Origin of the sequence: Erwinia sp. (genome assembly GCF_031978025.1) — a bacterium.
Taxonomy (GTDB): domain Bacteria; phylum Pseudomonadota; class Gammaproteobacteria; order Enterobacterales; family Enterobacteriaceae; genus Erwinia.
This window is the reverse complement of record NZ_DALZCD010000019.1, coordinates 1-26,079: the sequence shown is the minus strand read 5'-3', so window position 1 is coordinate 26,079 and position 26,079 is coordinate 1. Positions and strand designations below refer to the sequence as shown.

Annotated in this window: 25 protein-coding genes; 10 read left to right on the top strand and 15 right to left on the bottom strand. The window is 51.4% G+C overall.

Annotated elements, in window-relative coordinates; translation table 11 throughout:
- Positions 1–401 precede the first annotated feature (401 nt).
- Positions 402–611: a hypothetical protein gene (locus tag RTK32_RS02910; RefSeq protein ID WP_312042021.1), complete on the top strand. Its 210-nt coding sequence runs from the start codon at positions 402–404 to the stop codon at positions 609–611.
- Between the two features lie 314 nt (positions 612–925).
- A complete protein-coding gene (locus RTK32_RS02905; protein WP_312042020.1) occupies positions 926–2,026 on the top strand; it encodes an NADH:flavin oxidoreductase/NADH oxidase in 1,101 nt (366 codons plus the stop codon).
- Positions 2,027–2,401: 375 nt separating this feature from the next.
- Here the strand turns inward: RTK32_RS02905 and RTK32_RS02900 are convergent, their stop codons facing one another.
- On the bottom strand, positions 2,402–3,478 hold the full coding sequence (locus tag RTK32_RS02900) for a tartrate dehydrogenase (protein WP_312042019.1): 1,077 nt from the start codon (positions 3,476–3,478) through the stop codon (positions 2,402–2,404).
- Positions 3,479–3,560: 82 nt separating this feature from the next.
- On the opposite strand from RTK32_RS02900, the gene RTK32_RS02895 reads away from it, so the two are divergent.
- The gene (locus tag RTK32_RS02895; RefSeq protein WP_312042018.1) at positions 3,561–4,493 is read left to right on the top strand and encodes a LysR family transcriptional regulator; all 933 of its coding nucleotides are present in this window, start codon (positions 3,561–3,563) and stop codon (positions 4,491–4,493) included.
- 716 nt (positions 4,494–5,209) lie between these two features.
- Here the strand turns inward: RTK32_RS02895 and RTK32_RS02890 are convergent.
- On the bottom strand, positions 5,210–5,551 hold the full coding sequence (locus RTK32_RS02890; protein WP_312042017.1) for a hypothetical protein: 342 nt from the start codon (positions 5,549–5,551) through the stop codon (positions 5,210–5,212).
- Between the two features lie 227 nt (positions 5,552–5,778).
- Here RTK32_RS02890 and RTK32_RS02885 point away from each other — a divergent pair, with 227 nt between their 5' ends.
- Together RTK32_RS02885 and RTK32_RS02880 are read left to right on the top strand one after the other, a co-directional pair.
- Positions 5,779–6,810 carry a Gfo/Idh/MocA family oxidoreductase gene (locus tag RTK32_RS02885; protein WP_312042016.1) on the top strand — a complete coding sequence of 344 codons (1,032 nt, stop codon included), beginning with the start codon at positions 5,779–5,781 and terminating at the stop codon, positions 6,808–6,810.
- A gap of 62 nt (positions 6,811–6,872) precedes the next feature.
- Positions 6,873–7,667 (top strand): arylamine N-acetyltransferase, encoded by a 795-nt coding sequence (locus tag RTK32_RS02880; RefSeq protein WP_312042015.1) that lies wholly within the window; start codon positions 6,873–6,875, stop codon positions 7,665–7,667.
- Between the two features lie 290 nt (positions 7,668–7,957).
- On the opposite strand, the gene RTK32_RS02875 is transcribed toward RTK32_RS02880, so the two are convergent.
- Positions 7,958–9,430, bottom strand: coding sequence for a PLP-dependent aminotransferase family protein (locus RTK32_RS02875; RefSeq protein WP_312042014.1), 1,473 nt, complete (start codon positions 9,428–9,430; stop codon positions 7,958–7,960).
- Positions 9,431–9,539: 109 nt separating this feature from the next.
- Here RTK32_RS02875 and RTK32_RS02870 point away from each other — a divergent pair, with 109 nt between their 5' ends.
- Positions 9,540–10,799, top strand: coding sequence for a 4-aminobutyrate--2-oxoglutarate transaminase (locus RTK32_RS02870; protein WP_312042013.1), 1,260 nt, complete (start codon positions 9,540–9,542; stop codon positions 10,797–10,799).
- An 81-nt stretch (positions 10,800–10,880) separates the two neighbouring features.
- Here RTK32_RS02870 and RTK32_RS02865 read toward each other — a convergent pair whose 3' ends face one another.
- Together RTK32_RS02865 and RTK32_RS02860 are read right to left on the bottom strand one after the other, a co-directional pair.
- Positions 10,881–12,257, bottom strand: a complete 1,377-nt coding sequence (locus tag RTK32_RS02865) for an APC family permease (protein ID WP_312042012.1) — start codon at positions 12,255–12,257, stop codon at positions 10,881–10,883.
- Between the two features lie 218 nt (positions 12,258–12,475).
- On the bottom strand, positions 12,476–13,888 hold the full coding sequence (locus tag RTK32_RS02860; protein ID WP_312042011.1) for a glutamine synthetase family protein: 1,413 nt from the start codon (positions 13,886–13,888) through the stop codon (positions 12,476–12,478).
- A 215-nt stretch (positions 13,889–14,103) separates the two neighbouring features.
- On the opposite strand from RTK32_RS02860, the gene puuD reads away from it, so the two are divergent.
- From puuD to RTK32_RS02845, 3 genes are all read left to right on the top strand, one after another.
- Positions 14,104–14,868: a gamma-glutamyl-gamma-aminobutyrate hydrolase gene (gene puuD, locus RTK32_RS02855; protein ID WP_312042010.1), complete on the top strand. Its 765-nt coding sequence runs from the start codon at positions 14,104–14,106 to the stop codon at positions 14,866–14,868.
- Positions 14,869–14,891: 23 nt separating this feature from the next.
- Entirely contained in the window at positions 14,892–15,446 is a 555-nt protein-coding gene (puuR, locus tag RTK32_RS02850) for an HTH-type transcriptional regulator PuuR (protein ID WP_312042009.1), read from the top strand.
- A gap of 158 nt (positions 15,447–15,604) precedes the next feature.
- A complete protein-coding gene (locus RTK32_RS02845) occupies positions 15,605–16,885 on the top strand; it encodes an FAD-binding oxidoreductase (protein ID WP_312042008.1) in 1,281 nt (426 codons plus the stop codon).
- Positions 16,886–16,958: 73 nt separating this feature from the next.
- Here RTK32_RS02845 and queF read toward each other — a convergent pair whose 3' ends face one another.
- The 5 genes from queF to RTK32_RS02820 form a co-directional block, all read right to left on the bottom strand.
- Entirely contained in the window at positions 16,959–17,786 is an 828-nt protein-coding gene (gene queF / locus RTK32_RS02840; protein WP_312042007.1) for an NADPH-dependent 7-cyano-7-deazaguanine reductase QueF, read from the bottom strand.
- On the bottom strand, positions 17,783–18,670 hold the full coding sequence (locus RTK32_RS02835; RefSeq protein WP_312042006.1) for a queuosine precursor transporter: 888 nt from the start codon (positions 18,668–18,670) through the stop codon (positions 17,783–17,785). The genes queF and RTK32_RS02835 overlap by 4 nt, the downstream gene beginning before the upstream one ends.
- Before the next feature lie 18 nt (positions 18,671–18,688).
- Positions 18,689–19,297: a helix-turn-helix transcriptional regulator gene (locus tag RTK32_RS02830; RefSeq protein ID WP_312042005.1), complete on the bottom strand. Its 609-nt coding sequence runs from the start codon at positions 19,295–19,297 to the stop codon at positions 18,689–18,691.
- A 704-nt stretch (positions 19,298–20,001) separates the two neighbouring features.
- Positions 20,002–20,385 (bottom strand): DUF2000 domain-containing protein, encoded by a 384-nt coding sequence (locus RTK32_RS02825; protein ID WP_312042022.1) that lies wholly within the window; start codon positions 20,383–20,385, stop codon positions 20,002–20,004.
- Positions 20,386–20,479: 94 nt separating this feature from the next.
- A complete protein-coding gene (locus RTK32_RS02820; protein ID WP_312042004.1) occupies positions 20,480–21,679 on the bottom strand; it encodes a hypothetical protein in 1,200 nt (399 codons plus the stop codon).
- Positions 21,680–22,326: 647 nt separating this feature from the next.
- On the opposite strand from RTK32_RS02820, the gene RTK32_RS02815 reads away from it, so the two are divergent.
- Positions 22,327–23,094, top strand: a complete 768-nt coding sequence (locus RTK32_RS02815) for a winged helix-turn-helix domain-containing protein (RefSeq protein WP_312042003.1) — start codon at positions 22,327–22,329, stop codon at positions 23,092–23,094.
- 299 nt (positions 23,095–23,393) lie between these two features.
- Here the strand turns inward: RTK32_RS02815 and RTK32_RS02810 are convergent, their stop codons facing one another.
- The 5 genes from RTK32_RS02810 to RTK32_RS02790 all read right to left on the bottom strand — a co-directional run.
- Positions 23,394–23,897 (bottom strand): lytic transglycosylase domain-containing protein, encoded by a 504-nt coding sequence (locus tag RTK32_RS02810; protein WP_312042002.1) that lies wholly within the window; start codon positions 23,895–23,897, stop codon positions 23,394–23,396.
- 44 nt (positions 23,898–23,941) lie between these two features.
- Positions 23,942–24,334: a hypothetical protein gene (locus tag RTK32_RS02805; protein WP_312042001.1), complete on the bottom strand. Its 393-nt coding sequence runs from the start codon at positions 24,332–24,334 to the stop codon at positions 23,942–23,944.
- Positions 24,327–25,007: a type III secretion protein gene (locus tag RTK32_RS02800; RefSeq protein WP_312042000.1), complete on the bottom strand. Its 681-nt coding sequence runs from the start codon at positions 25,005–25,007 to the stop codon at positions 24,327–24,329. Before RTK32_RS02800 ends, RTK32_RS02805 begins: the two co-directional genes overlap by 8 nt.
- A complete protein-coding gene (locus tag RTK32_RS02795) occupies positions 24,988–25,518 on the bottom strand; it encodes a type III secretion protein (protein ID WP_312041999.1) in 531 nt (176 codons plus the stop codon). The genes RTK32_RS02800 and RTK32_RS02795 overlap by 20 nt, the downstream gene beginning before the upstream one ends.
- A 20-nt stretch (positions 25,519–25,538) precedes the next feature.
- The coding region (locus RTK32_RS02790) for an EscJ/YscJ/HrcJ family type III secretion inner membrane ring protein (RefSeq protein WP_312041998.1) at positions 25,539–26,079 on the bottom strand (541 nt) is incomplete at its 5' end.

Here is a 26,079-nt window from a genome sequence, read left to right as displayed (position 1 = left end):
ACTACCAGACTGCCGATCGTGTCCAGCCCGGTGCCGCTAATTCAACAATGGTTTTTTATGTTTATTATGAATAAAAAGTCGGGATGTATATTTTAGTTCCCATCTGACAGGTGCCGGGGAGATGAAATCCTTTTGACATCCCGGTTTCGAGGAATAAATTTTATCGAATGGGTGTAAAAAGCGTCCCGACCGGCGGAATCCTTTATGCTGACAGGTTTTAGTAAATAACCGGGGCTGGTCATTCTTTACGCCCCGAAGACCCCGCGCATAACGACATATCAACAGTAAAATCGGTAAAGGAGAAATAAATCTGCTGATTTTTCAATATTACCTTCTATTACTGTTGATTTTTCAGGCGCAGCCGGAGCAGCGTTGATGAATGATATTTATGAAAAGAGAGTGTGCGCATTAATAATGCTTATATTCCTGCATTATTTTGCCGTGGCGATCTCATCGCTACAGAAAAACTCTTCCTTAACGTTATCTGCAAGAGAAACGTCAATTTCCAACAGATTGCCGGTGTTGGCAATGCGGCCTGGAGTCGTTCTGGTCTGACCGTAAACGTTGATGGCCTGGTCTGTCCGATTATCGATCGGGGAGCCTCTTTTTAGGATGCCGGATCGGGCATTGTCTGGACAAATCGTCACCCCACCAAGGGCGGCTTGAGCAGTAGGACACACGCTTTTAATGGGGCAAATCAGCCTGGAAAGATACGCAAAGGATGCTTCCTTTTACCGTCCATTATTCGCAGACCGCGGATAGCGTAAAACGGGTCGGGCAGATTCTATGGGTTTTTTTCAATTTTCTATGAATAGCGTGCCAGCATTAACCGCTTAGTGAAGTCGTCAGTATTGGCGTAATAATCGACTGACCTGACGTTATTATCAGGCAATCTGTTTTACCGCCATCCATTAAGAGATTTATTATGCCAGGATTATTTTCTCCTTTTACCTTAAAAGACGTGACGTTACGTAACCGTATTGCTGTGCCGCCAATGTGCCAGTACAGCGCTGAAGATGGGTTGAGCAACGAATGGCACCGCGTCCATTATGCCAGCCTGGCCCGGGGAGGCGCCGGCCTCGTTATTGTAGAAGCGACGGCGGTTGCGCCAGAAGGCCGTATCACGCCGGGTTGCCTGGGCATCTGGAACGACGAGCAGGCTGAGAAACTGGCAATTATTGCCCGTGATATTAAGGCGGCAGGTGCGGTACCGGGCATTCAGATTGCCCATGCAGGCCGCAAAGCCAGCGCTAACCGTCCGTGGGAAGGCGACGATCATATTGCGAAAACCGATGCGCGTGGCTGGGAAACCCTTTCTCCTTCCGCTACGGCTTTCGGCGCTAATCTGCCGCAGGTACCGCACGAAATGACGCTGGAGGAGATTGCCCGGGTTCGCAATGATTTCGCGGTAGCGGCAAAGCGCGCGCGCGACGCGGGTTTTGAATGGCTGGAACTGCATTTCGCCCACGGCTATCTGGCACAGAGCTTCTTCTCCGTGCATGCCAACCAGCGTCAGGACCAGTATGGTGGCGATCTGGAAGGACGCAGCCGCTTCCTGCTGGAAACGCTGGCCGCCGTGCGTGAGCAGTGGCCTGATAACCTGCCGCTGACGGCGCGTTTCGGCGTAATCGAATACGATGGCCGTGACGAAGAAACCCTGGAAGAGGCAATTACGCTGACGAAAAAATTCCGTGAGAGCGGTCTGGATCTGCTCAGCGTTAGCATCGGTTTTTCCACACCGGACGCCAATATTCCATGGGGACCCGCTTTTCTGGCGCCTGTTGCCGAACGCGTACGCCATGAAGCGGAGATACCCGTTGCTTCTGCCTGGGGAATTGATGCGCCGCTGATTGCCAACGAAGCCGTTGAAAAAGGGCAGCTCGATCTGGTGATGGTGGGTAAAGCCCACCTGGCTAACCCTAACTGGGCCTATCAGGCCGCACGTGCACTGAAAAAAGAGCAGCCTTCATGGGTGCTGCCTGCACCGTATGCGCACTGGCTGGAACGCTATCGCGTTAGCGAGTAATGGACTGGCAGAAGGTCTGGTGACCTTCTGCCTTTTTATTACAGGCGTGAAGAAGACGATGCTGCATGCCACGATGGGGGATACCGCGACGCCAAAGTGCTGCTGTTAAAGCCGGAACAAAGGTTCAAAATCTCTTTATAGCAGACCAGCGACATGTCATTCATTTTTATCATACCCGGGCTGCGAACCGCATTTTGCAGCAACTCTGTCAGCCAGAATTAGGCTTAGTCAGGAATAAGTTGATAATATTTTCTGTTTCATGTTCAGCTTGTTTTCTAATGAGAATAGTCTCTTATTAGATGCGTTTTCCGGGGCAGCGAGAGGAATAATTGCGATGTTCAGCAAAGGGAGAAAGTCGCCTTTCCCCTTTATCATTTACAGCGCCATAGCGATGGCGTTACCTACGTCCGATGTTTTCCCCGTGCCACCGATATCCGGCGTTAACTGTAATTTATCTTCTTTACTCAGCACGCGTTCAATTGCCGCTACTACCGCTTCCGCCGCCTCGTCGTGGCCCAGGTGTTCGAGCATCATCGCGCCGCACCAGATTTGCCCTATTGGATTCGCGATGCCTTTTCCGGCAATGTCCGGTGCCGAACCGTGCACCGGTTCGAACAGGCTGGGAAAGGTGCGTTCAGGATTGATGTTAGCGGAAGGCGCAATCCCAATGGTACCGGTACAGGCTGGCCCTAAATCGGAGAGAATATCACCGAATAAATTGCTGGCAACCACCACATCAAACCGGTCCGGATGCAGCACAAAATGCGCCGTTAAGATATCAATATGATATTTATCCACCGTCAGATCGGGATAGTGTTGCTGCATTGCCGCTACGCGACTGTCCCACCATGGCATAGTAATGGCGATACCGTTGGACTTGGTGGCAGAAGTCAGGTGGCGGGCCGGGCGTTTTTGCGCCAGGTCAAAAGCAAATTTTAAAATGCGGTCGACACCGGTACGGGTCATTACCGTTTCCTGAATAACAATTTCCCTTTTCGTGTCGGGAAACATGACGCCTCCGACGCTGGAATATTCACCTTCGGTGTTTTCACGCACCACATAAAAGTCAATGTCACCAGGCTGACGGTCCGCCAGGGGGGATTTGATGCCGGCCAGCAATCTGACCGGGCGCAAATTAACATACTGATCAAACTGACGGCGAAACTGGATTAGGGATCCCCAAAGCGAGACGTGATCCGGCACGGTTTCAGGCCAGCCGACAGCGCCAAAGTAGATAGCGTCAAAGGGCTTCAGCAAGGAGAGCCAGTCGTCCGGCAGCATTTTTCCGTGCTGCTGATAATATTCGGCGCTGGCAAAATCAAACCAGACCCACTCCAGCTCGATACCGAACTTCTCTGCGGCGGCGCTGAGCACTTTGACGCCTTCCGGCATCACTTCTTTACCAATTCCGTCGCCCGGGATCACGGCAATGTTGTATTTTGCTACTGTCATGGCGTTTCTCCAGCAAAGTTAACTTTCCGCTCCGAGTCTATTGCAGCATTATGTTTAAATAATTAGGCTGGAATTCAATGCAATGTTAACTAAAGGTAAAGAGTTGGCGACAACCAGTGAAGACCTGCATTTTTTTATACGCGTTGCCCGGCTTTCAAGCCTGACGGAGGTGGCCCGGGAGCTGGGTTTAAGCCTGCCTGCCGTCAGTAAACGACTGACGCACCTGGAAGCAAAGCTGGGTGTACAGCTGGTCAGAAGAACCACCCGACGGCTGGAGTTGACGCCGGAAGGCATCCTGTACGCTGAGGGCGCGGAACCTATTCTCAGCCAGCTCGCACAGCTGGAAGAAGAGCTGGGCAGCGAAAGCGCTACGCTGCATGGCACCTTAAATATCAATGCTTCTTTTGGGTTTGGACGTCGCTACGTTGCGCCGCTGGTTTCACAGTTCGCCACGCAACATCCGGCTTTATCCCTTAATTTACAGCTTTCCAGTCAGCCCCTGAACTTTCTTAATGCTGGCATTGATGTGGATATTCGCGTAGGCAGCGTGCCGGACTCTCGTCTGATCGCGCGTCGTATTGCTGCGAACCGTCGTGTGATATGCGCCTCGCCGGATTATCTGGCACGTCACGGGGTACCCCGAAAGATTGAAGATTTGGCACAACATAACTGTATTGTGCTGCGCCAGCATGAATCGGATGCCGCTATATGGCGATTCAGCCAGGCGGGCGAAGAGCAGCGCCAGAAAGTGCAGGGAAGCCTGACGACCAATGATGGTGAGGTTGCCATGCGTCTGGCATTGGACGGGCACGGTCTTATCCAGCGTTCGTGGTGGGATGCGCGTGACGCTATCCTGGCCGGGAAACTGGTTCAGGTACTCACCTCATATTCGCTGCCGTCGGCGGACATTTATGCGGTTTATGCCCAGGCCAGGCAGACGCCAAAAAGGATCCGTCGTTTTACTGACTATCTGCATGAGCGCTTTGAGACATTATTTATGGGTGAGGAGGAGTAAAAGAATTTGTGCGATCCTGCGATTCCTGACAGCAAAAATAGCAGGCTTTAACCCGGTGCCCGAAGCGAATTTTGGCAACGGTTAAGGCTTGAAGAGGGGCATAGCAGGTGCCAATAAACGCCAAATTATCTTTTACGGACATTTTATGGCAGCCGCGCCGGTGGAGTAAGTGAAAGTCCATTTGTTCCGAACGTTGAGTCACGTAATAGTATGCAGCCTGCATTTTCCTTTCCACTCTTATCAGAAGATAGCAAATAGCTTTATGATTTTTTTAATAAGGTTAGTTTACTCCGAAATCATCTGAAATTTCGCCGGCCTGTTGATTTACAGATAAATGCGCAATAAGTGAGTTAAATATTATTAATTAATAGCGTCTGAGAGGATTCTTTTATTTTACAAATTTTAATTAATAGCGCGTTAGCGGTGTAGCGGTTTGCTGCTGCGTTTAATAAGCACGATTTAATTTGGTAGCAAAATACCCTGCACGTGAGCCTGGCCCGCTTCAGAATGGGTTGAAAATAAAGCCCCTGCAGCCACATACATAAAAAAGCGACAAATCACTTCAGGGCCGTTAAAAATTGGATAGGGCGACTGAACGTATACCAAAGCCCGGGCGAACGTTTGTCATCATCCGGCATGGCGAGTGAAGGATGCTACAACAAAGCTAATCCATCCCTTAGGTGACTAACGGCCCGTCATTGACGAGCTGCCGCGCGTCAGGGATTCGCTTTTGGCAACATCACGCTTAAACAGTCGTCCATACTCTGTTGAGCCCGGATTTTATCCTGTTGGCTCAGCTGATGGTAACGCTGGATTGCTCCCTGCGCCGAATGCTGATCAAACACCACTTTATCTACCGCATAAGAGGCGTTTTCATTGATGATAACGTCGCGCAATTTGTCCGGGAATCCCACCGAATCAGGCGTTTCATGCAGATCCTTAATCGCCACGCAGGCAGCGGCATAGTAGTGCGGATCCTGTTTATGAGAAGAAAAGGCCAGGTAAAGCCCAACGGCCGCGGCCAGCAAGGCCACAATAGCGATAGTTTTGCGTTTCATAGCGGTTTTTTTACTGGAATGGTGGCGGCGAGCTTACCGCCTCCCGCGCTTTTTCGCCAGGCTAACCGCTTCGCTGTTGCCGGCTGACAGAAAGAAAAGGGCTGAGGGTTTTCCATCAACCGGGTCGCCACCTCCTGTCATTTATCCCCTTATAGTGTTGAGAAAGTCGGGAAAACCGGCATTTTTCGTCTCTTATCCGGACGACCTACATTACGCAAGGAGTCAGCATGTTTCCCTCTTCTTTACCTGTCCCTCATCTTCCTGAACCTGATGCCATACCGGCTTTGCGCTGGGGGATTTTGGGACCAGGCTGGATTGCCGAGCATTTTGCTAAAGCGCTGCAGCAGGCCGGCAGGCAAAAACTGGTGGCAGTGGCAGGGCGCAACGGCGAAAAAACCCGGGCGTTTGCCGATAAATGGGCGATTCCGCAGGCCATGACTTCGCTGGATGAACTGCTGGCCGTACGGGATTTGGATGCGGTTTATATCGCCACGCCGCATAACCATCATTTCCCCGATGGCTTGAAGGCGCTACAGGCGGGCAAGCATGTGCTGATCGAAAAGCCGCTGGCGCTTAATGCAGCCGAAGGCGCGCAGCTGAAGGCGGAAGCGCGGCGGCAAAAAGTGCTCTGTATGGAAGCGATGTGGTGTGACTTTACGCCAAAATATAGCGTACTGCGTCAGCTGCTTGCTGATGGTGCGCTGGGCGAGCTGCATACGTTAATTGCCGATCACGGCGAATTTTTCACCCCCGATCACCGCATCTTTAATGCGGATCTGGCAGGCGGCACGATGCTGGATTTAGGCAGCTATCTTATCGCTTTCAGCATGATGACCGGCGGCGCGCCGACGTTTATTCAGGCCAGCGGTCAGCCGGCGAAAAGCGGCGTTAACGGGCAGGCTTCTATGCTGTTACAGCATAAAAGCGGGATGCATTCCGTACTGAACACCACATTGTTCAGCAATACGCCGGGACGAGCGGTCATTGCCGGCAGTGAAGCAACGATCGTACTGGAGGGGCAATTTTACGCACCGGGCGGTTTCGTCATGGCCGCCAGTCAGGACAACAGGATGCTACGCTGGCAGGAGCCGGATAACCGTTATGCCCAGCTTCACCATGAGGCGGATCATTTCGCCTGGTGCGTGGGGCAGGGAATAACCGATTCGCCAGTGCGCTCGCTGGATACGTCACTGCTAATGCTTACCACGATGGATGAAGTGCGCAGGCAGCTGGGGATCGTCTTTAACGAAGAAAAGTAGCCTGTCGTTTCTTGCCGAATAAAACTGTTAACATGGCGTTTTAACGTGATGAATAAGCCCGTATGAATCGCCACTACTTTTCCCGCTTTGCTGAACTGGCCGCTCTCTCCACGCCGGCCAGCGCTGATTTCGCCACGCTTAGCCTGCTGCATCAGCGCTGGCCCTCTCTTATTCCTTTTGAAAATATAGAGGTTTTACTGGGCAGGCCGGTCAGTATCGATGTGGAACAGATTGCCGAAAAGCTGCTGAGCAGAAAGCGTGGCGGCTACTGTTTTGAGCATAATCTGCTGTTCCGGCAGATCCTGGAAGAGATAGGTTTCAGCGTTACGGCACATCTCGCGCGCGTGGTATGGGGTCAAGAGAAGCCAGACGCGACGCCGCAAACGCATATGCTGTTGACCGTGGCACTGGATGGCGTGCGCTATCTGGCGGATGTAGGATTTGGCGGCGTCAGCCTGACTGCACCCTTACGGCTGGAGGAGGGCGAGCAGCAGGGCTTTTGCCTTAAGCGCTTTAGCGCGGAAGAGTGGCTGCTGTCGGTTAAAAGCGGTGGGAAATGGCGCCTGATGTACCGGTTTGCCGATTACGCCTGCGAGCAGGCAGATATTCTTGTCGCCAGCCATTTTGTTGCGACCTTTAAAACATCGTTATTTCGCCATAATCTGATGATGGCGAAAATAATTAACGGGCAACAGACTAATATGTTTAACCGGCATCTGACCCTGTACGGGGAGGAAAAGCAGGAACAGGAAGCCTCGTCGTTTGCCGCCTTTCGCACCTCTCTTCTGGCCTTTTTTACCGATGAAAATGTGCTGAGCGAGGCGGAATTACGCACGATTTACGAAAAAACCGCCTGAAAGGCTAAAGGCAAACTGACGGTCGGCCTCAGGGCTTCAGGAGACGAAAGAAGCCATCGTCCGCCTGACAAAAGCGGTCTGCAGTGGCGGCACCCCGCTGTCGGTAAGGGGGTAATTTAGTCAGGCTGGTGGGCGAAAGCCTGCTCCGCTGTAGGCGAGTCCCGATGCGTCAGCTTTCTGATGCACCAGCCCTTCATTCAATAGAAAGTCCGAAAGGCGCGTTGCTAACTCTTCAGGTGTATCGTGCGTCAGACGTCTGCTTTTTCAGGCGGGAAACGGCCCGAGGCCGATTATTTATCCAGCAGCGCCAGCAGGGCGTGGGCGACAGGCATAAAGGTCTCTGCCATCGCTTCTGCCTCTACGCAGGCATAGCCCAGGATCAGGCCGCGTCTTTTCGCTTCGCCCCTATAGTAAAGCGAAAGCGGACGAGTCCAGACGTTTTGCTGCTCCAGCGTATAAGCGAGGGCCACGTCGTCAATTTCCTGCGGCAGCGCCAGGATCAGATGCAGTCCGGCATGGCTGTCCTGACCGATAAATTCCGCGCCCAGTTCCCGACGAATCGCCTCGACCAGCGCTTCGCGCCGCTGGCTGTAAAGCTGACGCATACGACGAACGTGTGCCGCATAGTGGCCTTCGCGAATAAACTCCGCCAGCGCCAGCTGGGTCAGGCCATAACCGCCCCGGTAAAGTTCGGAATGCGCAATCTTCAAACGGCTCGTCAGCGAGTGGGGCACCACCATATAGCTGGTGCGCAGCCCCGGATAAAGCGTTTTGCTGAAGGTGCCGAGATAAATGACGTTCTCGTCCTGCGCCAGCCCCTGTAGTGCCGGAACCGGGCTTTCGCCAAAGCGAAACTCGCTGTCGTAATCGTCCTCAATGATAATGCTGCCCCAGGCCTGCGCCTGACGAAGCAGCGCCTGACGACGGGCCATGCCCATAACAGCGCCGGTCGGGTACTGATGAGAGGGCGTCACGCAAATCAGCCGTGGCGGAACGCCGTCTGTCGGCAGCGTCATGCCTTCGCCGTCAACTGTAACAGGCACCGTTTTTAATCCATTAATCTCCAGCACGCTGCGATGCCCCCAGTAGCCTGGCTCTTCTACCCACACCCGATCGCCGGGATTGCAGAGCATTTTCGCCAGCAGATCCAGTGACTGATGCGTCCCGGAAGCGATCAGGATTTGCTCTGGCGTGCATTTTACGGAGCGCGCCACGCGCAGGTAATCCGCCAGCGCATGTTGCAGCGGCGCATAGCCGCCGTGCTGCGAGTAGCTTAGCGTTTCTACCGGAAGCCGCAGGTTCAGGCGGCGCGTAATTTTATGCCAGGTTTTATGCGGGAAATGGCGCACGTCCGGTACGCCGGGCATAAAGGCCCCCCACTGACGCTGGCTGGCCCCGGCGCGGTTCAGCAGCTGTTCACCCCGTCGTGAAAGCGCGATCTTTTCGGAAGTGTCCCCGGCGGAAACGATCCGTTCCACTGCTGAAAGATCGCTTTCCGGCAGTTCTGCACTAACAAAGGTGCCGCTGCCCGCGCGGGCAGTCAGGTAGCCTTCCGACTGTAGCTGCTCGTACGCAGCCAGCACCGTATTACGCGATATGCCTAGCTCTGCTGCCAGATCGCGCGAGGCGGGCAGGCGAGTACCGGGCGCCACCATTCCTCGCTGAATGGATTGCTGTAAAGCGTCATAAAGACGCTTGCCCAGCGTACCCGCTGCCGCCTGCCCAAGCTGGCAGGCAACCAGATCACCGACGAGTGTGCGCAAAGTGGCTCCCTAAAATAGTCAAAACTGGCTCTGGATAATAGCACCCCATCAGCGCTAAAACTCAAGGTAATTCAGAGACAACCCGCCTTCCCGTCACGAGGAATAAAACATGAACGAGGCTATCCGTCAGCGCCGTCTGGACGCCACACCGCGCGGTGTAGGCGTAATGTGTGATTTTCTGGTTGAGCAGGCTGAAAACGCCACGCTTATTGATACGCAGGGGCGTGAATATATCGACTTCGCGGCAGGGATTGCCGTATTAAATACCGGCCATCGCCATCCAAAAGTGATTGCCGCCGTACAGCAGCAGCTGACCCGCTTCACCCATACGGCTTTCCAGGTTATCCCTTACGAAAATTACATTTCGCTGGCGGAGCGCCTGAACGACCTGGCACCGGTGGCGGGCAAAGCGAAAACCACTTTTTTCACTACCGGCGCAGAGGCTGTTGAAAACGCGGTGAAAATCGCCCGCGCCGCGACCGGGCGTCCTGGCGTCATTACCTTTACCGGCGCTTTTCACGGCCGCACCATGATGACGATGGCGCTGACCGGCAAGGTGGCGCCTTATAAAACAGGGTTCGGGCCTTTCCCCGGTTCGGTATTCCATGCCCGTTATCCCAACGAGCTGCACGGTGTAAGCGTGGAAGATGCGCTTAAAAGCCTGGACGATATCTTTCATTGCGATATCGCACCGCAGGAAGTCGCCGCCATTCTCTTTGAGCCGATTCAGGGCGAGGGGGGATTTAACGTTGCGCCGCCGGAGTTTGTCAGCGCACTGCGCCGCCTGTGCGACGAGCACGGCATTCTGCTGGTAGCAGATGAAATCCAGACGGGCTTTGCGCGTACCGGCAAAGTATTTGCCAGCGAATATTACCCGGATGCGAAGCCGGACCTGCTCACCATGGCAAAAAGCCTGGGTGGGGGGTTCCCGATTTCCGGCGTGGTCGGCCGTGCCGAAGTGATGGACGCGCCGGGGCCAGGCGGGCTGGGTGGTACCTATGCCGGTAATCCGGTTGCGGTGGCAGCGGCCCACGCGGTGCTGGATATTATTGAGGAAGAACAGTTGTGCCTTCGTGCCGAACGGCTGGGTGCTGCCCTCAGTGAAGCTCTTCAGGCAACGCAGCATCCTGCCATTGCGCAGGTACGCGGTCGGGGGTCGATGATTGCGGTAGAGTTCAATAATCCTGCCACCGGCGCACCGGACAGCGCTATCGCCCGCGATATTCAGCAACGTGCGCTGGCGCAGAACCTGATCCTGCTGACCTGCGGCGTGCACGGTAATGTGATCCGCTTCCTTTATCCGCTGACTATCCCGGACGAGCAGTTCAGCCGCTCGTTGAATATTCTGACCTCAATCCTGAAAGCGTAATGCTTCTCCGGCTGCGTTATGCAGCCGGAGAGAGGTTTGCTGGCCCTTCATCTGGCTGCCGCGATGCGGCTATCAATCCGCTTATTTTCCGGCGGCTTCCGATCGCAGCTTGTTAAACTGCGGCGGCGGCTGGCGGAAGCGGCGCGTCAGCCACGTCAGATACAGCAAGCCGAGTACCGCCCAAATCAATCCCATCGTTAGCGATGTTGCCTCCAGATTGATCCACAATATCGCGACCGTAGCGGCGCCCACCATCGGCAGCACCAGATAATGCAGCTTCTCTTTCCAGCTGCGACTGCGGCCTTCCCGGCGATAAAAATGGTTAAATACGGCAAGATTAACAAAGGTAAAGGCCACCAGCGCGCCGAAGTTAATCAGCGCTGTCGCCGTTACCAGATCAAAATACTGGGCGGAAAGCGCCACGATGCCGACCATTATTACGTTAAGCGCTGGCGTGCGCCATTTTGGGTGCACGTAGCCGAATACCTTTGACGGAAAAACGTTGTCCCGGCCCATCACGTAAAGTAAACGGGAAACGCTGGCATGAGACGCCAGGCCGGAAGCAAGCGTGTTGATAAAGGTGGTACAGAGGAAAACAGACTGAAACAGCTTGCCGCCCACGTAAAGCGCGATCTCTGGCAGCGCCGCATCGGGATGGGTAAAGCGGCTGATATCAGGGAAAAAGAGCTGCATAAAGAACGAGGCGGCAACAAAAATCAGCCCGCCGTAGAGTGCGGTCAGAAAGATAGCTCGCGGAATGGTTTTTCCGGCGTTGTGCGTCTCTTCAGACAGTGTAGTGACGGCATCAAAACCTAGAAAAGAAAAACAGACGATGGTCGCGCCGGTCATAATCGGTAGCAGATGCGCATTTTGACTAATAAAAGGCTGTAACGACCAGACCGTGCCGACCCCTTCACCGCGGTACAGCCCGTGGATGACCAGAAAAATAAACACGCTGATAATAGCCACCTGAACCAGCACAAACAGCGTATTGAAGTTGGCTACCAGGCTGACGCTTTTCAGGTTGGCGGCGGTCATGATCGCCACGAATCCCACTACCCATATCCAGGGTGGTACGGACGGAAACAGGACGGAAAGATAAATTTTTGCCAGCAGCACATTTATCATCGGCAGGAACAGGTAATCCAGCAGCGATGACCAGCCCACCATAAAGCCGACGTGAGGATTGATCGCCTTCTGCGCATAGGTGTACGCAGAGCCAGCTTCGGGAAACTGACGTACCAGCTTGCCATAGCTGACGGCGGTAAATAATACGCCGGCCAGCGCCAGCAGATAGGAGGCAGGGACGTGGCCGTGACTGATGCCGGAAACAATGCCGAAAGTGTCGAACACCGTCATCGGAGTCAGGTAAGCCAGGCCCATCATGACAATCTGCCAGAGCTTCAACGACTTTCTTAGTCCCGGTTTCGCCGGGCTTTCTTCGGAAATATCAGCCATTAATAATCCCCTTGCGGTGGGGCGGGAAGAGGCCAACAGCGGGCGTGGCGGTAGACGGGGCGGGCAGATATGCCATTTCCAAACCTCATGAGGTAAGGCGTGCCGCCGCCCGGGCTTCCTTTGGCGGCGGTCGGATCAAACCGGCAAAACCGGCAGGTCGCGCGCCCGATTCCTGACGGGACACGCACGGGTAAGGCTTTTCCTGAGGCCAGTCACCATCAGGCATTTTTCAGCATCCAGTCAATTTCCGTATCTGTGATCAACCGCTCAAACTGAGCCAGCTCGTTGCTCTTACAGGCGTGCCAGACATGGCTGAAGCGCTCACCCAGATGGCGACAAAGCGCCTCGTGCTGGGCAAATTCCCACAGGGCGTCGCTCTGGCGAATAGGGAAAGGCAGGCCGTCCTGCTCCAGGCCATTTCCCTCAACCTTCGGCGGCAGTGGCAAATCGTTATCCAGGCCGTAGAGGATGCCGGCAAAAATGGCCGCCATGACCAGATAAGGATTCGCATCCGCACCCGCAACCCGGTATTCCACACGATGATTATCACGATCGCCACACGGAATGCGCAAGGCAACGGTGCGGTTATTGTGCCCCCATGAGGCCTGTGTTGGCACGTACATACCGGCCTGAAAGCGGCGATAGGAGTTGATGTTGGGCGCCAGCAGAGCCATTGAAGCAGGCATCAACGCTATCATTCCGGCCAGTGAGCGTTGCAGAAGGGAGGAATCTTTGCCGCGTCGATCGGCCATGACGTTCTCACCTTTGTCATTCAGCATACTGATATGAATATGCATCCCGCTTCCGGCGTACTCCTCGTAAGGCTTGGCCATAAAGGTGGCGTGCATATGGTGCTTTTCTGCCACCAACCGGATCAGACGCTTCAGCGCCAGCGCATGGTCGCACGCTTCCAGCGCGTGGCGGGTATGGTGCAGATTGACCTCGAACTGGCCGGGAGAGGCCTCCGCCAGCGCCCCGTCTGCCGGGATCTTTTGCAGCCTTGCCAGCTCGTCTATATCGTTTAAAACAGCGGCAAAATGGTTGAGGTTATCCACAGAGTAGACCTGGCTTTGCATATTGCGATCCTGAGTGCCGGGCGCGCAGGGCGGCTGTAAATAGCCTTCGGCATCGCGCTGCCGGTCCAGTAAATAGAACTCCAGCTCTACCGCTACCACGGGGTGCAGACCACGCTGCTGCAGCTGCTGCCACAGGCGGTTCAGTACATTTCGCGGCTCAACGTCAAAGGGAGCGCCATCTTCGTCCAGCATCGTCAACAGCAGCTGGCCGATAGTCTGCGGATCGGCAGCCGAGGGCGTCAGCGTACCGAGGATGGGCACACAGATACGGTCAGGTTCGCCGGACGTCTGGCCCAGTCCTGCCGCTTCTACCACGTTGCCCAAAATATCCATTGCGAACACGGAGGCGGGAAAATAACAGCCTTTTTCCAGCTTACGTAGCGCCGCTACCGGGAGACGTTTTCCGCGGAAACAGCCGTTCAGGTCAGTCAACATGACGTCGACATAATGCGTTTCCGGATAGCGCGTCAGATAAGTTTCCACTTCTCTGACAAAGGCGCTGCCCCGTCTTTCTTCCGGCTGTCTGGTTTCCACTGCTGCAAGATTAGTTTCCATGATTCACCGCTGTTGGCTTTGTGTGGGATGACAGGAACGTGCATGTTGTTAAATATAATGCACACAAAAAGAATCTGGACGGAAACAAATTGTTTGTCAAATGTTGCATTTGATTTAAAAAAGGGTTATCAAAATACAAAGCAGCGGAAATAGTGTGCATTTATGGTAATTTAAGACGCTTTTGTAAACAGTCAGCCCGCCACAAGAGGTGAAGCATGGTCGATATATTTTACAGGCCGATTATCGGGGTGGTGATGTGCAGCAACCCCGTCAAAGGCCAGCAGAGTCATACCTTGCAAAATAAGTACCTGGATGCGGTTTTGGATGCGGGCGGTTTACCTGTCGCCTTGCCGCACGCGCTGGCAGAGCCGGAACTGCTGGCAGGAGTGATGCCGCTGCTTGATGGCGTGTTGCTGCCGGGCAGCCCCAGTAATATGCAGCCGCACCATTATGGTGAAAACGGCGATGAGCCTGACGCCGATCCCGGGCGAGATCTTCTGAGCATTGCGCTGATTGCGCAGGTGCTCGAAAGGCGCATTCCCCTTTTTGCCATTTGTCGCGGTTTGCAGGAGCTGGTGGTCGCCACGGGGGGAACCCTTTACCGTCGCCTCTGCGATCACCCGCAGTTTCTTGAACATCGTGAGGATCCGGATTTGCCGATAGATCAGCAATATGCGCCTTCCCACGAGATCAAAATCCAGCCGGGCGGATTAATTTCGCAATTGATACCCGAAAGCAAAACATTCTGGGTAAACTCGCTGCACGGGCAGGGCGCAAAAACCCTCGGCCCGACGCTTCGCGTGGAGGCGTATTCGCAGGACGGGTTGCCAGAAGCCGTCAGCGTACGCGACCATCCTTACGCACTGGGCGTACAGTGGCATCCGGAATGGAAAAGCAGCGAATATGCGCTGTCACGCCTGCTACTTGAAGGCTTTATCACGGCATGTCAGCAGCATCACGCTGAAAAGCAGCAGCTCTGACTCACATTGAAGGAATTGCGTTTATGAACAATGACGGCCTGGCACCAGGCAAGCGTTTGGCCGGGATCCGCCAGCAACAGGGGCTGTCACAGCGTCGGGTTGCCGAACTGTCTGGATTAACACACAGCGCCATCAGCACGATTGAGCAGGACAAGGTCAGCCCGGCCATCAGTACGCTGCAAAAGCTGTTAAAGGTATACGGGCTGTCACTGTCTGAATTTTTTGCGGAGCCGGAAACACGGGAGCCTCAGGTCGTGATTAACCCTGACGAGCTGATTGAGATCGGCAGTCAGGGCGTCTCCATGAGGCTTATCCATAATGGCGCGCCGAACCGCACGCTGGCCATGATGATTGAAACTTATCAGCCCGGCACGACCACAGGAGAGCGAATCAAGCATCAGGGGGAAGAGATAGGCACCTTACTGGAAGGGGAAGTCGTGCTGAAATTTAATGGCCAGAGTTATCATCTGGTGGCGCAGCAGAGCTACGCTATCAACACCGGCATTCCGCACAGCTTCAGCAATACGTCGGCAAAAATTTGCCGGATTATCAGCGCCCATACGCCTACCACCTTCTGACGTTTTCTCGCTGGCCTGTCCCTAAAGCGGCTCCGCCTTTGTGAACCACAATAACGGCACCCGTGCCTTTGGCCGACATACAGTACGGCAAAAGGCGCGACGCACGCCGGGAACATTCACCAAACCGACATCCGTCTGGATCTCTCTGGAGCCGTATCATGACTGAACATACACAAAGCTACTATGCCGCCAGCGCCAACGCCTACACGCCTTTTTCACCGTTGGAAGAGGCGATCTCATGCGACGTCTGCATTATTGGGGCAGGCTATACCGGGCTTTCATCGGCGCTGCATCTGGCGGAAAACGGCTATCAGGTTGTGGTGCTTGAAGCGGCAAAAGTGGGCTTTGGTGCCAGCGGGCGCAACGGCGGTCAGGTCGTTAACTCTTACAGCCGTGACGTGGATGTGATTGAAAAAAGCTACGGTAAAGAGGCCGCCAGCATGCTGGGCAGCATGATGTTTGAAGGCGGCGAGATTATTCGCGAACGTATTAAACGTTACTCAATTGCCTGCGATTACCGGCCAGGCGGGCTTTTTGTGGCGCTGAACGCCCGCCAGTTCGCCACGCTGGAAGAGCAGAAGCAGAACTGGGAGCGTTACGGCAACGACCAACTGGAGCTGTTGGACGCCAATCGGATCCGGCAGGAGGTGAACAGCGATCGTTATGTTGGCGCGCTGCTGGACAAGCGTGGCGGCCATATCCACCCGTTAAATCTGGCAATTGGCGAAGCGCAGGCGATAGTGCTGAACGGCGGTCGGATTTTCGAGCAGTCGCCGGTGGTGACTATCCAGCACGGCAGCCCGGCCGTAGTGAAAACGGCGAAAGGGGAGGTAACGGCACGCTATGTGATCGTGGCGGGGAACGCCTATCTTGGCAACCAGCTGGAACCGTCGTTGTCGAAGCACAGTATGCCGTGCGGTACGCAGGTACTGACGACAGAACCGCTCGGAGCCGAGCGTGCGGCATCGCTGATCGCGTCTGATTACTGTGTGGAAGACTGTAACTATCTGCTGGACTATTTCCGACTGACGGCCGATCACCGCCTGCTTTACGGCGGCGGCGTGGTCTATGGCGCAAGGGATCCTGAGGATATCGATCGGCTGATTGTGCCAAAGCTGCTAAAAACTTTTCCGCAGCTGAAAGGCGTCAAAATCGACTACCGCTGGACGGGTAATTTTCTGCTTACGCTCTCGCGGATGCCGCAGTTTGGCCGTCTGGAAAACAACATTTACTACATGCAGGGCGACAGCGGGCACGGCGTCACCTGTACCCATCTGGCTGGTCGGCTGATTTCGGAAGTGCTGCGCGGTGACGCCGAGCGTTTTGACGCTTTTGCCCGACTACCGCACTACCCGTTCCCGGGCGGCCGCAATATGCGTATTCCGCTAACGGCGATGGGGGCAGCTTATTACAGTATCCGGGACCGGCTGGGCGTGTAGGTAAGCAGGCACGGACGTGCCTGTTTTATCCAGGGTAATAAACAGGAACAGGCGGAGCTGTTCCTGACGAACATTACTGACGGACGAGGCGGCCAGTGGTGGGAAGCGTTTCAAAATCGCTTCTGAAAGGGTTAATATCCAGGCCGCCCCGGCGGGTATAACGGCCGAACACGCTCAGCTTTTCCGGACGGCAATAGTGTTTGATATCGGTAAAGATGCGCTCAATGCACTGCTCGTGGAACTCATTGTGCATCCTGAACGAAATAAGATAGCGCAGCAGTTTTTCCCGATCGATTTGCGGGCCTTCGTAACGAATGACCACGCTGCCCCAATCGGGCTGGTTGGTTACCAGACAGTTAGACTTAAGCAGATTTGAGGAAAGCGTTTCGGTAACCGGAGCGCCGGCTGCCGCGTCCTGAAGATGCTGCGGAGAAAAATCGTAATTTTCAACGGCGATATCAATATGGTCGATGCACTCGCCGGGCTGGGCGGCGGCAAAAGCGGCATAGCCCTGTAAGTCAGGATAGAGTTTGACCTTCACGCTGCCGTCTGCCGCCTGCGAGAGATCGGTTTCCAGCGTGGCGGCGACCTCTTCTGGCGTAGCAAAGCGGGTCTGGTTAAAGCTGTTAAGGTAAAGCTTAAAAGATTTTGACTCAATCAGATGCTGGCTGGTGGCCGGGATCCAGAATTCGGCGATAGCCACCACGGGCTTGCCTTTAGCGTTAAGCCACGAAAGCTCAAAACCGGTCCACATGTCGAAGCCGGAAAAGGGCAAATCCGCCGACGTCAGGCCAATTTCCTGGCGGCCGCGCAAGCGCGGTAACGCCTCCAGCAGCTCGGGCGCGTAATGTTGAACATAACCGGTACTTTTGCCCAATAGGGTAATTTCTTCTGTTTTCATATTCCTTCCTCTACGCGATGGATCTGTTTTTCTTTGTTGATATAGCGCCTGAACAGTTCACGGGTCGCGTAAATAGGGCCGACGCCCAGCAGCGCGTAGCCCAGTTTGATAATGAACTGCGAAATAATCATGGTTTTAATCGTCGCCACGCTAAGCACGTTATGAAAAGCCAGCGTACAAAAAATCACGCTATCGAGGGCCGAAGCGATCACATTGCTGGTCAACACGCGAACAAACAGAAAACGCGAGTTGGTCAGCTCTTTTATTTTGCACAGGATCAGCGAATTAATATTTTCCGACACAAGGTAGGCGGCGGAAGAGGCGAACAGTACGGAAACAATGCTGTCGACAAAAGTAGAGTAGGAGATATTCAGCTCCCACTCTTTCAGCCCGGGTAAAAGACTGGTCAGCCACAGACCCGCGACAAAAAGTGTATTAGCGATAAATGAAATCAATATCGTCCTTCTCGCCATTCTCAGACCGTAAAACTCATTGATGATATCGACCAAAATAAAAGAGAGCGGATAAAAGAAGATGGCGGGCGGCACAACAAAATTAACCACAGGGATCAGAACCGGCTTTACGCCGCTTACGGTGCTGAGCGTATAAATTACCGTCAGCGCAATACTGATGATGAGATAGGCATACCAGGAACGTTCATGCCTGTCGCCGATGTCGTATGACGTTACGGTGCTGCTGTCACCGTAAAGGCGGCGGTAAAGGGATTTCAGTTCATGGCGATTAAAATCCTCCGCGATCTCGCTGCTTTCCAGTTCAGGCAGACCGATGCTGATGTGCTTGCCGGTTGCCAGTACCATCACGTTGGCCGTAATCACATCCGAGCGAGTAAAGCCCAACAGCTTATACTTCTTGTTTTGTTCCATGCAGAACGGTCCTTAGGGTTATTGAATTCTTTCTTCGATAATGGCGCCCAGCAGGGAAGCATTCTCAGCACCAGAAATCGCCTCACTGCCACCTTTTCCGACAAACAACGCGTGGCCCGGGGAGGAAAACAGCGCCAGCTGTTTTTCCTGTGGTGGCGTATGGCGTTTGATAATAAGGACGTCACCTGGGAAAAACAGGTTACCCAGATTCTTTTCAACCTGTAGCGCCACCGTGTTGGCGACCTCGCCGAAAAACCAGGTGACGGGATAGTGTGCGATCAGCTGACCTACTCTTTTATCCACACAGCGCAAAAAAGCCGATTGAGGAATAACGGGCACGGCAGCAGGGTTTTTATCGCCGTCGGGCGACAGCGTGTTTTCGATCATTTCGAAAGAGCGCAGATCGTGATTTTCAATAATGTCGCACGATACGCCAAAGAAATCGGCAATGCGCGTGATGGTAGAGCGCTGTACGTTATTAACCTTGCCATCCAGTATTTTATACAGCGTGGCGCGCGTAACGCCGGTCCGGTTGGCGAAAGAGACTTTTGTCTCGCCCCGGCTTTTGATGATGTAATCTATGTTATTGATTATATTTGTTTTTCTTTGCAGGGCTGAGGTTTTCATGATAAGCGTCCGGTTGCCGTCATGCGCCGCATTTTATAAGTAAAATTAATGTTATTCAATGAGGGCAAGAGCAACAGTAGACAGGTCAGACCTGATTTTGTCTGTTTTACTGTAGATGTGTTTTTACTTTAATTGTTAAAAATCAAATGATTATCCATAATCTTGCGTTTTTGTATCCATTTTTGCAGCAGGTTTGTCTCTTTTTTTGTTGACTTATTACAGGCAGTAAGATTAAGTTATCTGTATAAAGCACCACATAATAATACTGTCTCCAGTCTTCTTGCCAGCGCCAGGGAATCTATTTGTAAACCTGATGGGTAGCCATCAGGTTTACTGCTTTATTCAGTAAATTTAAAGAGGCAGCTATCACTTACTTTTAGTCTTCCTTTTTCTTCGGACGTATTAACGCTGCCCTCAAAAAAGACGATACTTTATTGGTAAGATGTCAATATTATCTGCAGCAGCCCTTCGTAAAACCTGCATTATTAGCTCCCTCAATGAAACAGTTAACCGCCCCTGCCTTAAGAGAATTTTTTCTTATTTTGCAGATCGTATAGCGTGTTCTCCATAAAAACGTGGCTGGTAAAGCCGCCGGAGATAAAAGCCGTTTTGCGCAATCAATCCGCTAGCGGTAATAACGGGTCAAAAAACCCTATTCGTTCCGGCGGCCCTTAAAAAGGCCCGGCCACGCCTCAAGGGAAAAGCTATTTATGCAGTGATAAACCCTTTATGACTTTATCAACGGCTTTTCTGGGACCCCGGATCCCCAGCCCTATCCGATCCAAATTATCTGCATCTGCGGCAAGAAACACCTCGCGGTTAGCCTCGTCATGGCCGGTAGAAAACATGGCATAAATGTAGGGAGCGATCGTCACTTCTCTTTCAAGTGCTTTGCGATAAACGGCCTGCAGTTTCTCAATATCCGCCTCAAAAATCAGCATAGGCTGGCCGGACATATTACCGTAAGCGCGACCCCATGAATCGATGTAGGGCTTATCCAAAATTTCAGGTGCCGCCGAGGCAATGCCCGTCGCCAGAGATGTTGCCACGTTAAAGCGCTGGCAGACGGGCAAGTCATCCCGCACGATGTAGGCAACTTAGTAGATAGATTTATACAATCGGGATGAAATCCACGCCGGGGCGTGGATTTTACCTTATGAAAAACAGAACGACTTAGCTGTCTTATTTTATCTGTGACTTAAGCTCGTCCATTTTCACTATGAGCGGAGTCTTCCTGGCTTCCTGCACAGATATATATTTATGGCATGATTTAATTTGACCTGATACCATTTCCTTGCTCATTTCTAATGAGTGAATAGCTTCTTGTTTAGAGTTAATACGCTGCTCAATATCCTGTTTGGCAGAAAGACGGTTCTCAAGCTTAACCTGACCAATATTACTTTTATATTCATTCTTGAGTTGCGATATTTGTCTTTGCAGATCCTTGATGTTTTTTGGCGCTTCATCGACGTTCTGCACCAGTTTTTGCCACTGCTTACCCTCATGGTTGGGCACTTTAATGGGATCAGAAAATTGGCGGCGGCCTTCTTTTAAATCGTAACCGAAGTGCTTGATGGCATATTTATCACTGCCCAGATGTTCACGCCAGCTGATAGTGCCAAGGCCCATATCGCGATTATCATAAATTGCGCCGCTCTCAGCTTTAATCAGATCCTGCTCGGCACCGCTTACACCTTTGTTCCTTGCAAAATCGAGTAAAGCCGCACGGCTATTTTCCTGCACGGCAATTTTCTTATTTAATGTACTGATTTCGGCATTTTTTTGGGCCTCGAGTTTACTGATTTTTGCTTCAGTATCTTTTAAGCGCCTGGCATCTTTGGCCGCAAAGTCTTCCGGGGGGGTGTTCTTTAGCGCATCGGCCAGAGGTTTAATCTCATTATGCAGTTTTTTAATCTGCACATCGGCATTGATAATTTTTTCCTGAAGTTTGGCGATCTCATTTTTTTCCTGAGAAACATTTCTTGAAATGAGTTGGAGATCATCAGCAAGGTTTTTAATCTCACCGTTTACTTTGGCATTGTGAGCATTTATTTCATTTTTGTGAATGTCCTGCACGACCGGGGCAAGCTTCTGTTGAATGTTTTTAAGCTTCTCTTCTTTCTTATCGTGCATTTTGGAATTCTGCGATTCAAGCTTGTCAAATAACTTACTGAAAGTATTTTTTAACGCCGCAGGGTCTTTTGGACATGATTCCATTTTTGTCATTAGCAGCTGGCCGACCTCAACTTTATCGCATTTATTGAGGATTCTGTTCAGCGTGTTGATATCGCTTTTATGAATGCGTTTGTCACTGTCGTTAAGTAAGCTTTTATAGGATGAAATAAAGCTATTTTGGTCACGTACGCTTAATGAATTAGACATGATTTATTTCCGAGTTTCAATTAAATAGATAATGTAACAATGTGCTAAATCGTATAGTTCCCTCCAGAGAATTTCTTCTAAAAAACGCTTTTTCGCTTGAGGCATTTTTTGATAGAGCGTCTTATCAGTGAGTGTTATATTTCTGCCTGCAAGAAAAAAGAGTGTATAAAGAGTGTGTTAAGTATTACCTTCTCATAATATGTATTCATATTGTTAGTTATTATTCAGGAAAAGTTAATATTTATGTGACGTGAAGGCATTAATTTCAGTGGCGACAGGCACGTCATTTTCCAGTGTTTATTATAAGGATGAAATGCTAAAAATATTTTCCTAAAAATAAAAATGAGTGATTTGTTTTGGCTATTGACCAGTACACACCGATCGTTGAAAACAATTTCACATGTTGCGATTTGAATGGTACTTTATTATTGCGCTCATAGTAAATTTGCATCGAAATTAATTCTGATGTGTGCATCATGGAAGACATTATTCCCCGTTGGTTTGTTAGAATAAAATTATAAATAAGTTGGATTCTTGTCATCTGAGAATTTGCCAGATGATATTTAAGATCGTGTATTGAGATATTAACTTATGCGTTTTTCTGAAAGCACCTTCATTCATAAAGCTAAAAACCAAAGAGGTTTGAAATGAAAAAATGCTTAGTAAGTGCAGGGAAAATTTACTTTCTTAATTTTACATTTAATCCAAAATATAGAACACTGCAACAAAACGATTCCATTTTACAATTAAGGAAAAAACAGTCAGATGTGCTTGCATTACTTTGCGAAAAATACCCTGAGCCGGTTTCTCAGGCTGAATTTCTTGCTGAAGTATGGGGGGGAAGTTATGTAACTTCGCAAAGTATTGCACAGATAATCCGTTCTTTAAGAGTAAGCCTGGGGGATGATGCGAAGAGTATTATTGTCACTATTCCAAAGCTAGGGTATCAACTCACGGTCGAGCCCTGCTGGGAAGAGCCTGAAACAGAACCCAATAAACCTGGCTTTGAGTCTTCTTTTCCTGAAAAAATCGAAGTAGATAACGCTTCCTTTTCAACCCAGTCGATGATTAACGTCATTCCCTTGAGTGCTAATTCTATGTCGGTCATCCCTTATTCTGCTCCCAGAGGCGTGCCTGACAGAAAGAAATTTTCACCACAGACGTTATTTTTAAGTGCGATAGCTGTGCTTTTTTTTAGTCTTATTTTTGTTGCCATAACGGCAAAAAGTAACCCGATAGATTTTATTAAAAATTATAATGCTATTGGCCAGATGCCCTTAGCTAACCTCACCCCGCCGGTAGGCAATAATTTTTTGTACTGTTGCAACACGTCTGAAGAGGCAATCTGCCACCCTAAGGCGAATATGTTAAGCACTCACTGCGTCACGCTGCAACATATACGTCAAAATAATTAATAATGTTAGATGTTATTTCTTAGAATTTATTAATAGACAAAAATTAAACAGCGTAATGAACTTTTTTATTATTTTTTAGTAGATTGCCTGTTGAAGCTTATCGACTTTGCGGCCTCGTCATACTGATGCCAAAACGCAAGCAAGATGCTTGCGTTATTGATCTTATTCACGAACAGTGGACACGTGACCAGGTGAGTAAACTCTCAATCAGAGGTGACTCATGACAAAATCAGCATCAACCAGAAAAATTAGGGCCATGTCCACATTACGCGGATAGGATCATATTTCTTACGCCTCATTTATCGACAGACAAAATGCTCGCGGATGCCTTCTTGTCTGGCCACTTCTATTTTATCAATGACCGCCGTTTGATGTGCAATCAGGGAAATGATTTTTTTGACATATCTGTCATGATGCACGGGTGTCTTAGAATGATAGTTACCGATTCCATCCCACGTATAACCATAGCGCTCAATACTTTGCTTAAGCACCCAGACACCTGAAAAAACATTAGCGCAGCTATTCTCTCGCAACAAAGCTTCATCAAGGCCCAGGGACTTTAGGGCCTTAAAATGCACAGTATTAATTTGCATAATGCCAACATCAACGGTGCTATTTGTATTGCGATTCATAGCCTGCTGACAGTTTCTGGACTCTTGCCAAATAATAGCCTTAATCAGCAGGGGGTTAATCTGGAAGCACTGCGCGGCTTCGACAACGCAATCTACCTTTTGTGCTGTAGCAAAAGGGGAGAACAAAAGAGATAAGGTTAAAGCTACGGGCGTAAATGATTTTATTTTCATGATTTGTATGCCCGGCACTGTGCCGGGATTAATAGCAGAGAAGGTTATAACCACGGTTCGCTGTCGGTCTCGGTAAAGCTTTCATACATCATATTATTAAAAAGCATATTCAAGCTGAGCAGCTGCAAAGTGCGCTTGTCCAGCACCTTGTTCGCATAATCTTTGTACTCATCAGTATTGCGCAAATGGGCATCAGAGTAGAGCAGCGCTTCGTTCAATTGATACATAAATATTTTCTTACCGGGGGAAAGTGCCCGCATTTGATCCATCATATCACTCAGCTTGTTGTCGGGCTTATTTTGCTGGAAATAGTGGAGCACTTTATCGTTAAAGCTCTCATGCGACGATTCACCGTCTTTAACGTCTTTAACGTCTTTAACGTCTTTAACGTCTTTAACGTACGGCGAGGAAGAGGCAATACTGTCGATGCTACTCATTGTTTTCATCCTTATCTGAGTTAATAGTTTCTGAAGGCATCCGGTGGCTCATGGCGATGAGTTTCCCTGCCAGATTGCGAAGCATGTCGGGCATCAGGTTGTTGATAGTTTCATTAAAACCGGCGGTCTTTTCATCCGCCTGCTGTAGCCACTTATGGCAAAGCGTTTCACTAGGAAAACGCACCGCATCCATGTCATTTTGCACGGTGATGTGATTATCATCGGTATACAGATAGTTCGAGATATCTGCGTCGTCCGGCAGTTTTACCGCCCGGGGAATAATGATGCGCAGCGCTTTCTGATGCCCACACTGCTCCTGAAGGTGATGGATAATGCGCTCAACGATCATCGGATCGTGTAGAGACTGGTTGAGCGCTGTGGCGATCTGCTGGCGAAATATCTCCTGCCGCTTTTGCTGCTGGCGCTGATACTCGTCAAGGAGCGTCACCAGCTGCGAGAAAAATAGCTCAAAACCGGTCTGGAACGCTTGCCGCTCACAGCTTTCACGCAGCCTGACCGTCTGTAACTCATATTCGGCATGAATTTCACTGCAGCGATTTAGGGTACGTTCCAGCGCCATGGCCATCCGCTGATGGCGGGTTCGCTCAGAAGACTTAATCACCGCGAGGCGATGCAGGTCTTCGGGTAACTCATCAAGAGTAATGGTGCGCATAGGTGAAGGCCATTCGTAGCAAATTAATGTGGTTTAGCGTTTTAGGGGCCGCGAATTGCGCAAGCACCATGCCGGAAGGGAAGTGCAGCATCAGACGCTGTCGCAGCGCGGAAGGTAACCCTGGGAACTGCCCCAGAAGGAACGTTGCGCCGCAGGAAGCGGTATCAAACGGGATATCGCTTTCATCAAGAATTACCTCGTGAAGCAGCGGCAAAGAGATAAAGGCCAGCAGACGCGGGTCAGACATCAGCACAGCGCCCATTTCAGGCAGTCTGTTCCGCTGCAGATAGCCACCAATCAAATGTGCGGCAAGGGGGATCAGATGCCAGTGCGAAAGTAATAGCGAACACGTGGCTTCGTCGGGCTGCCAGTGTGCGGGTAGTCCAGAGAGTTTGCCGCGCCTCAGCAACCAGAAATTAAGTAGCCTGTCTTCCCGGATTTCACTCGCCTGAAATATCAACGGCAGGTGGCTGCGATGCGTGTAGCTTGCAGGGGCGTATAAAATGGACATTATGCGCGGATCGCCGACTCTCATGGTTTTGCGGCCTCGTCTTCAATCAGGTCGGCAGCGTTATCCTGTGATGAGGGCGGTCGGCGGCTAAGCTTATAGAGCATGAAGCCTACCGTGCCGGCTGCGCACAAAGTCATAGCGGAAAAGAGGATAATCCACAGTGCAGGGATGCTGGCGGGTACTCTGGTCGGCGCAACGTACTGGATAACCGGGGCGGGAAACAGAACCACCGAAATATTCTCGTAGCGCACGTCATCGAAACTATTTTTGATTAACGTTTTGATCTGCGAGATAAACAAATTATCGTCAATCTCGCCTTTATAGGAAATAAGCACGCCGACGTGACCGGTGGCTTTTTTTCCGCTCGTATCGTTATTAAAGGGGGGATAGCTGACGTGAACGCGCGCATTAACGACCTGAGCTATCAGGCGCAGCGATTGCTCAAGCCGCTGCTCCTGTAATGAGAGTACGCGAGCCTGCTCGGCGTTGGGTGAAGCAACCAGAGAGCTTTCCGGAAAAGCCTGCCCTATCTGAACGTCAGCGGCCCACGGCAGCTGATAC

Bases quoted from the DNA above. Each gene is read 5' to 3' on its own strand.
- RTK32_RS02905 (WP_312042020.1), top strand. From the start codon at position 926: ATGCCAGGATTATTTTCTCCTTTTACCTTAAAAGACGTGACGTTACGT.
- RTK32_RS02900 (WP_312042019.1), bottom strand. From the start codon at position 3,478: ATGACAGTAGCAAAATACAACATTGCCGTGATCCCGGGCGACGGAATT.
- RTK32_RS02895 (WP_312042018.1), top strand. From the start codon at position 3,561: ATGTTAACTAAAGGTAAAGAGTTGGCGACAACCAGTGAAGACCTGCAT.
- RTK32_RS02890 (WP_312042017.1), bottom strand. From the start codon at position 5,551: ATGAAACGCAAAACTATCGCTATTGTGGCCTTGCTGGCCGCGGCCGTT.
- RTK32_RS02885 (WP_312042016.1), top strand. From the start codon at position 5,779: ATGTTTCCCTCTTCTTTACCTGTCCCTCATCTTCCTGAACCTGATGCC.
- RTK32_RS02880 (WP_312042015.1), top strand. From the start codon at position 6,873: ATGAATCGCCACTACTTTTCCCGCTTTGCTGAACTGGCCGCTCTCTCC.
- RTK32_RS02870 (WP_312042013.1), top strand. From the start codon at position 9,540: ATGAACGAGGCTATCCGTCAGCGCCGTCTGGACGCCACACCGCGCGGT.
- RTK32_RS02865 (WP_312042012.1), bottom strand. From the start codon at position 12,257: ATGGCTGATATTTCCGAAGAAAGCCCGGCGAAACCGGGACTAAGAAAG.
- RTK32_RS02860 (WP_312042011.1), bottom strand. From the start codon at position 13,888: ATGGAAACTAATCTTGCAGCAGTGGAAACCAGACAGCCGGAAGAAAGA.
- puuD (WP_312042010.1), top strand. From the start codon at position 14,104: ATGGTCGATATATTTTACAGGCCGATTATCGGGGTGGTGATGTGCAGC.
- puuR (WP_312042009.1), top strand. From the start codon at position 14,892: ATGAACAATGACGGCCTGGCACCAGGCAAGCGTTTGGCCGGGATCCGC.
- RTK32_RS02845 (WP_312042008.1), top strand. From the start codon at position 15,605: ATGACTGAACATACACAAAGCTACTATGCCGCCAGCGCCAACGCCTAC.
- queF (WP_312042007.1), bottom strand. From the start codon at position 17,786: ATGAAAACAGAAGAAATTACCCTATTGGGCAAAAGTACCGGTTATGTT.
- RTK32_RS02835 (WP_312042006.1), bottom strand. From the start codon at position 18,670: ATGGAACAAAACAAGAAGTATAAGCTGTTGGGCTTTACTCGCTCGGAT.
- RTK32_RS02830 (WP_312042005.1), bottom strand. From the start codon at position 19,297: ATGAAAACCTCAGCCCTGCAAAGAAAAACAAATATAATCAATAACATA.
- RTK32_RS02820 (WP_312042004.1), bottom strand. From the start codon at position 21,679: ATGTCTAATTCATTAAGCGTACGTGACCAAAATAGCTTTATTTCATCC.
- RTK32_RS02815 (WP_312042003.1), top strand. From the start codon at position 22,327: ATGAAAAAATGCTTAGTAAGTGCAGGGAAAATTTACTTTCTTAATTTT.
- RTK32_RS02810 (WP_312042002.1), bottom strand. From the start codon at position 23,897: ATGAAAATAAAATCATTTACGCCCGTAGCTTTAACCTTATCTCTTTTG.
- RTK32_RS02805 (WP_312042001.1), bottom strand. From the start codon at position 24,334: ATGAGTAGCATCGACAGTATTGCCTCTTCCTCGCCGTACGTTAAAGAC.
- RTK32_RS02800 (WP_312042000.1), bottom strand. From the start codon at position 25,007: ATGCGCACCATTACTCTTGATGAGTTACCCGAAGACCTGCATCGCCTC.
- RTK32_RS02795 (WP_312041999.1), bottom strand. From the start codon at position 25,518: ATGTCCATTTTATACGCCCCTGCAAGCTACACGCATCGCAGCCACCTG.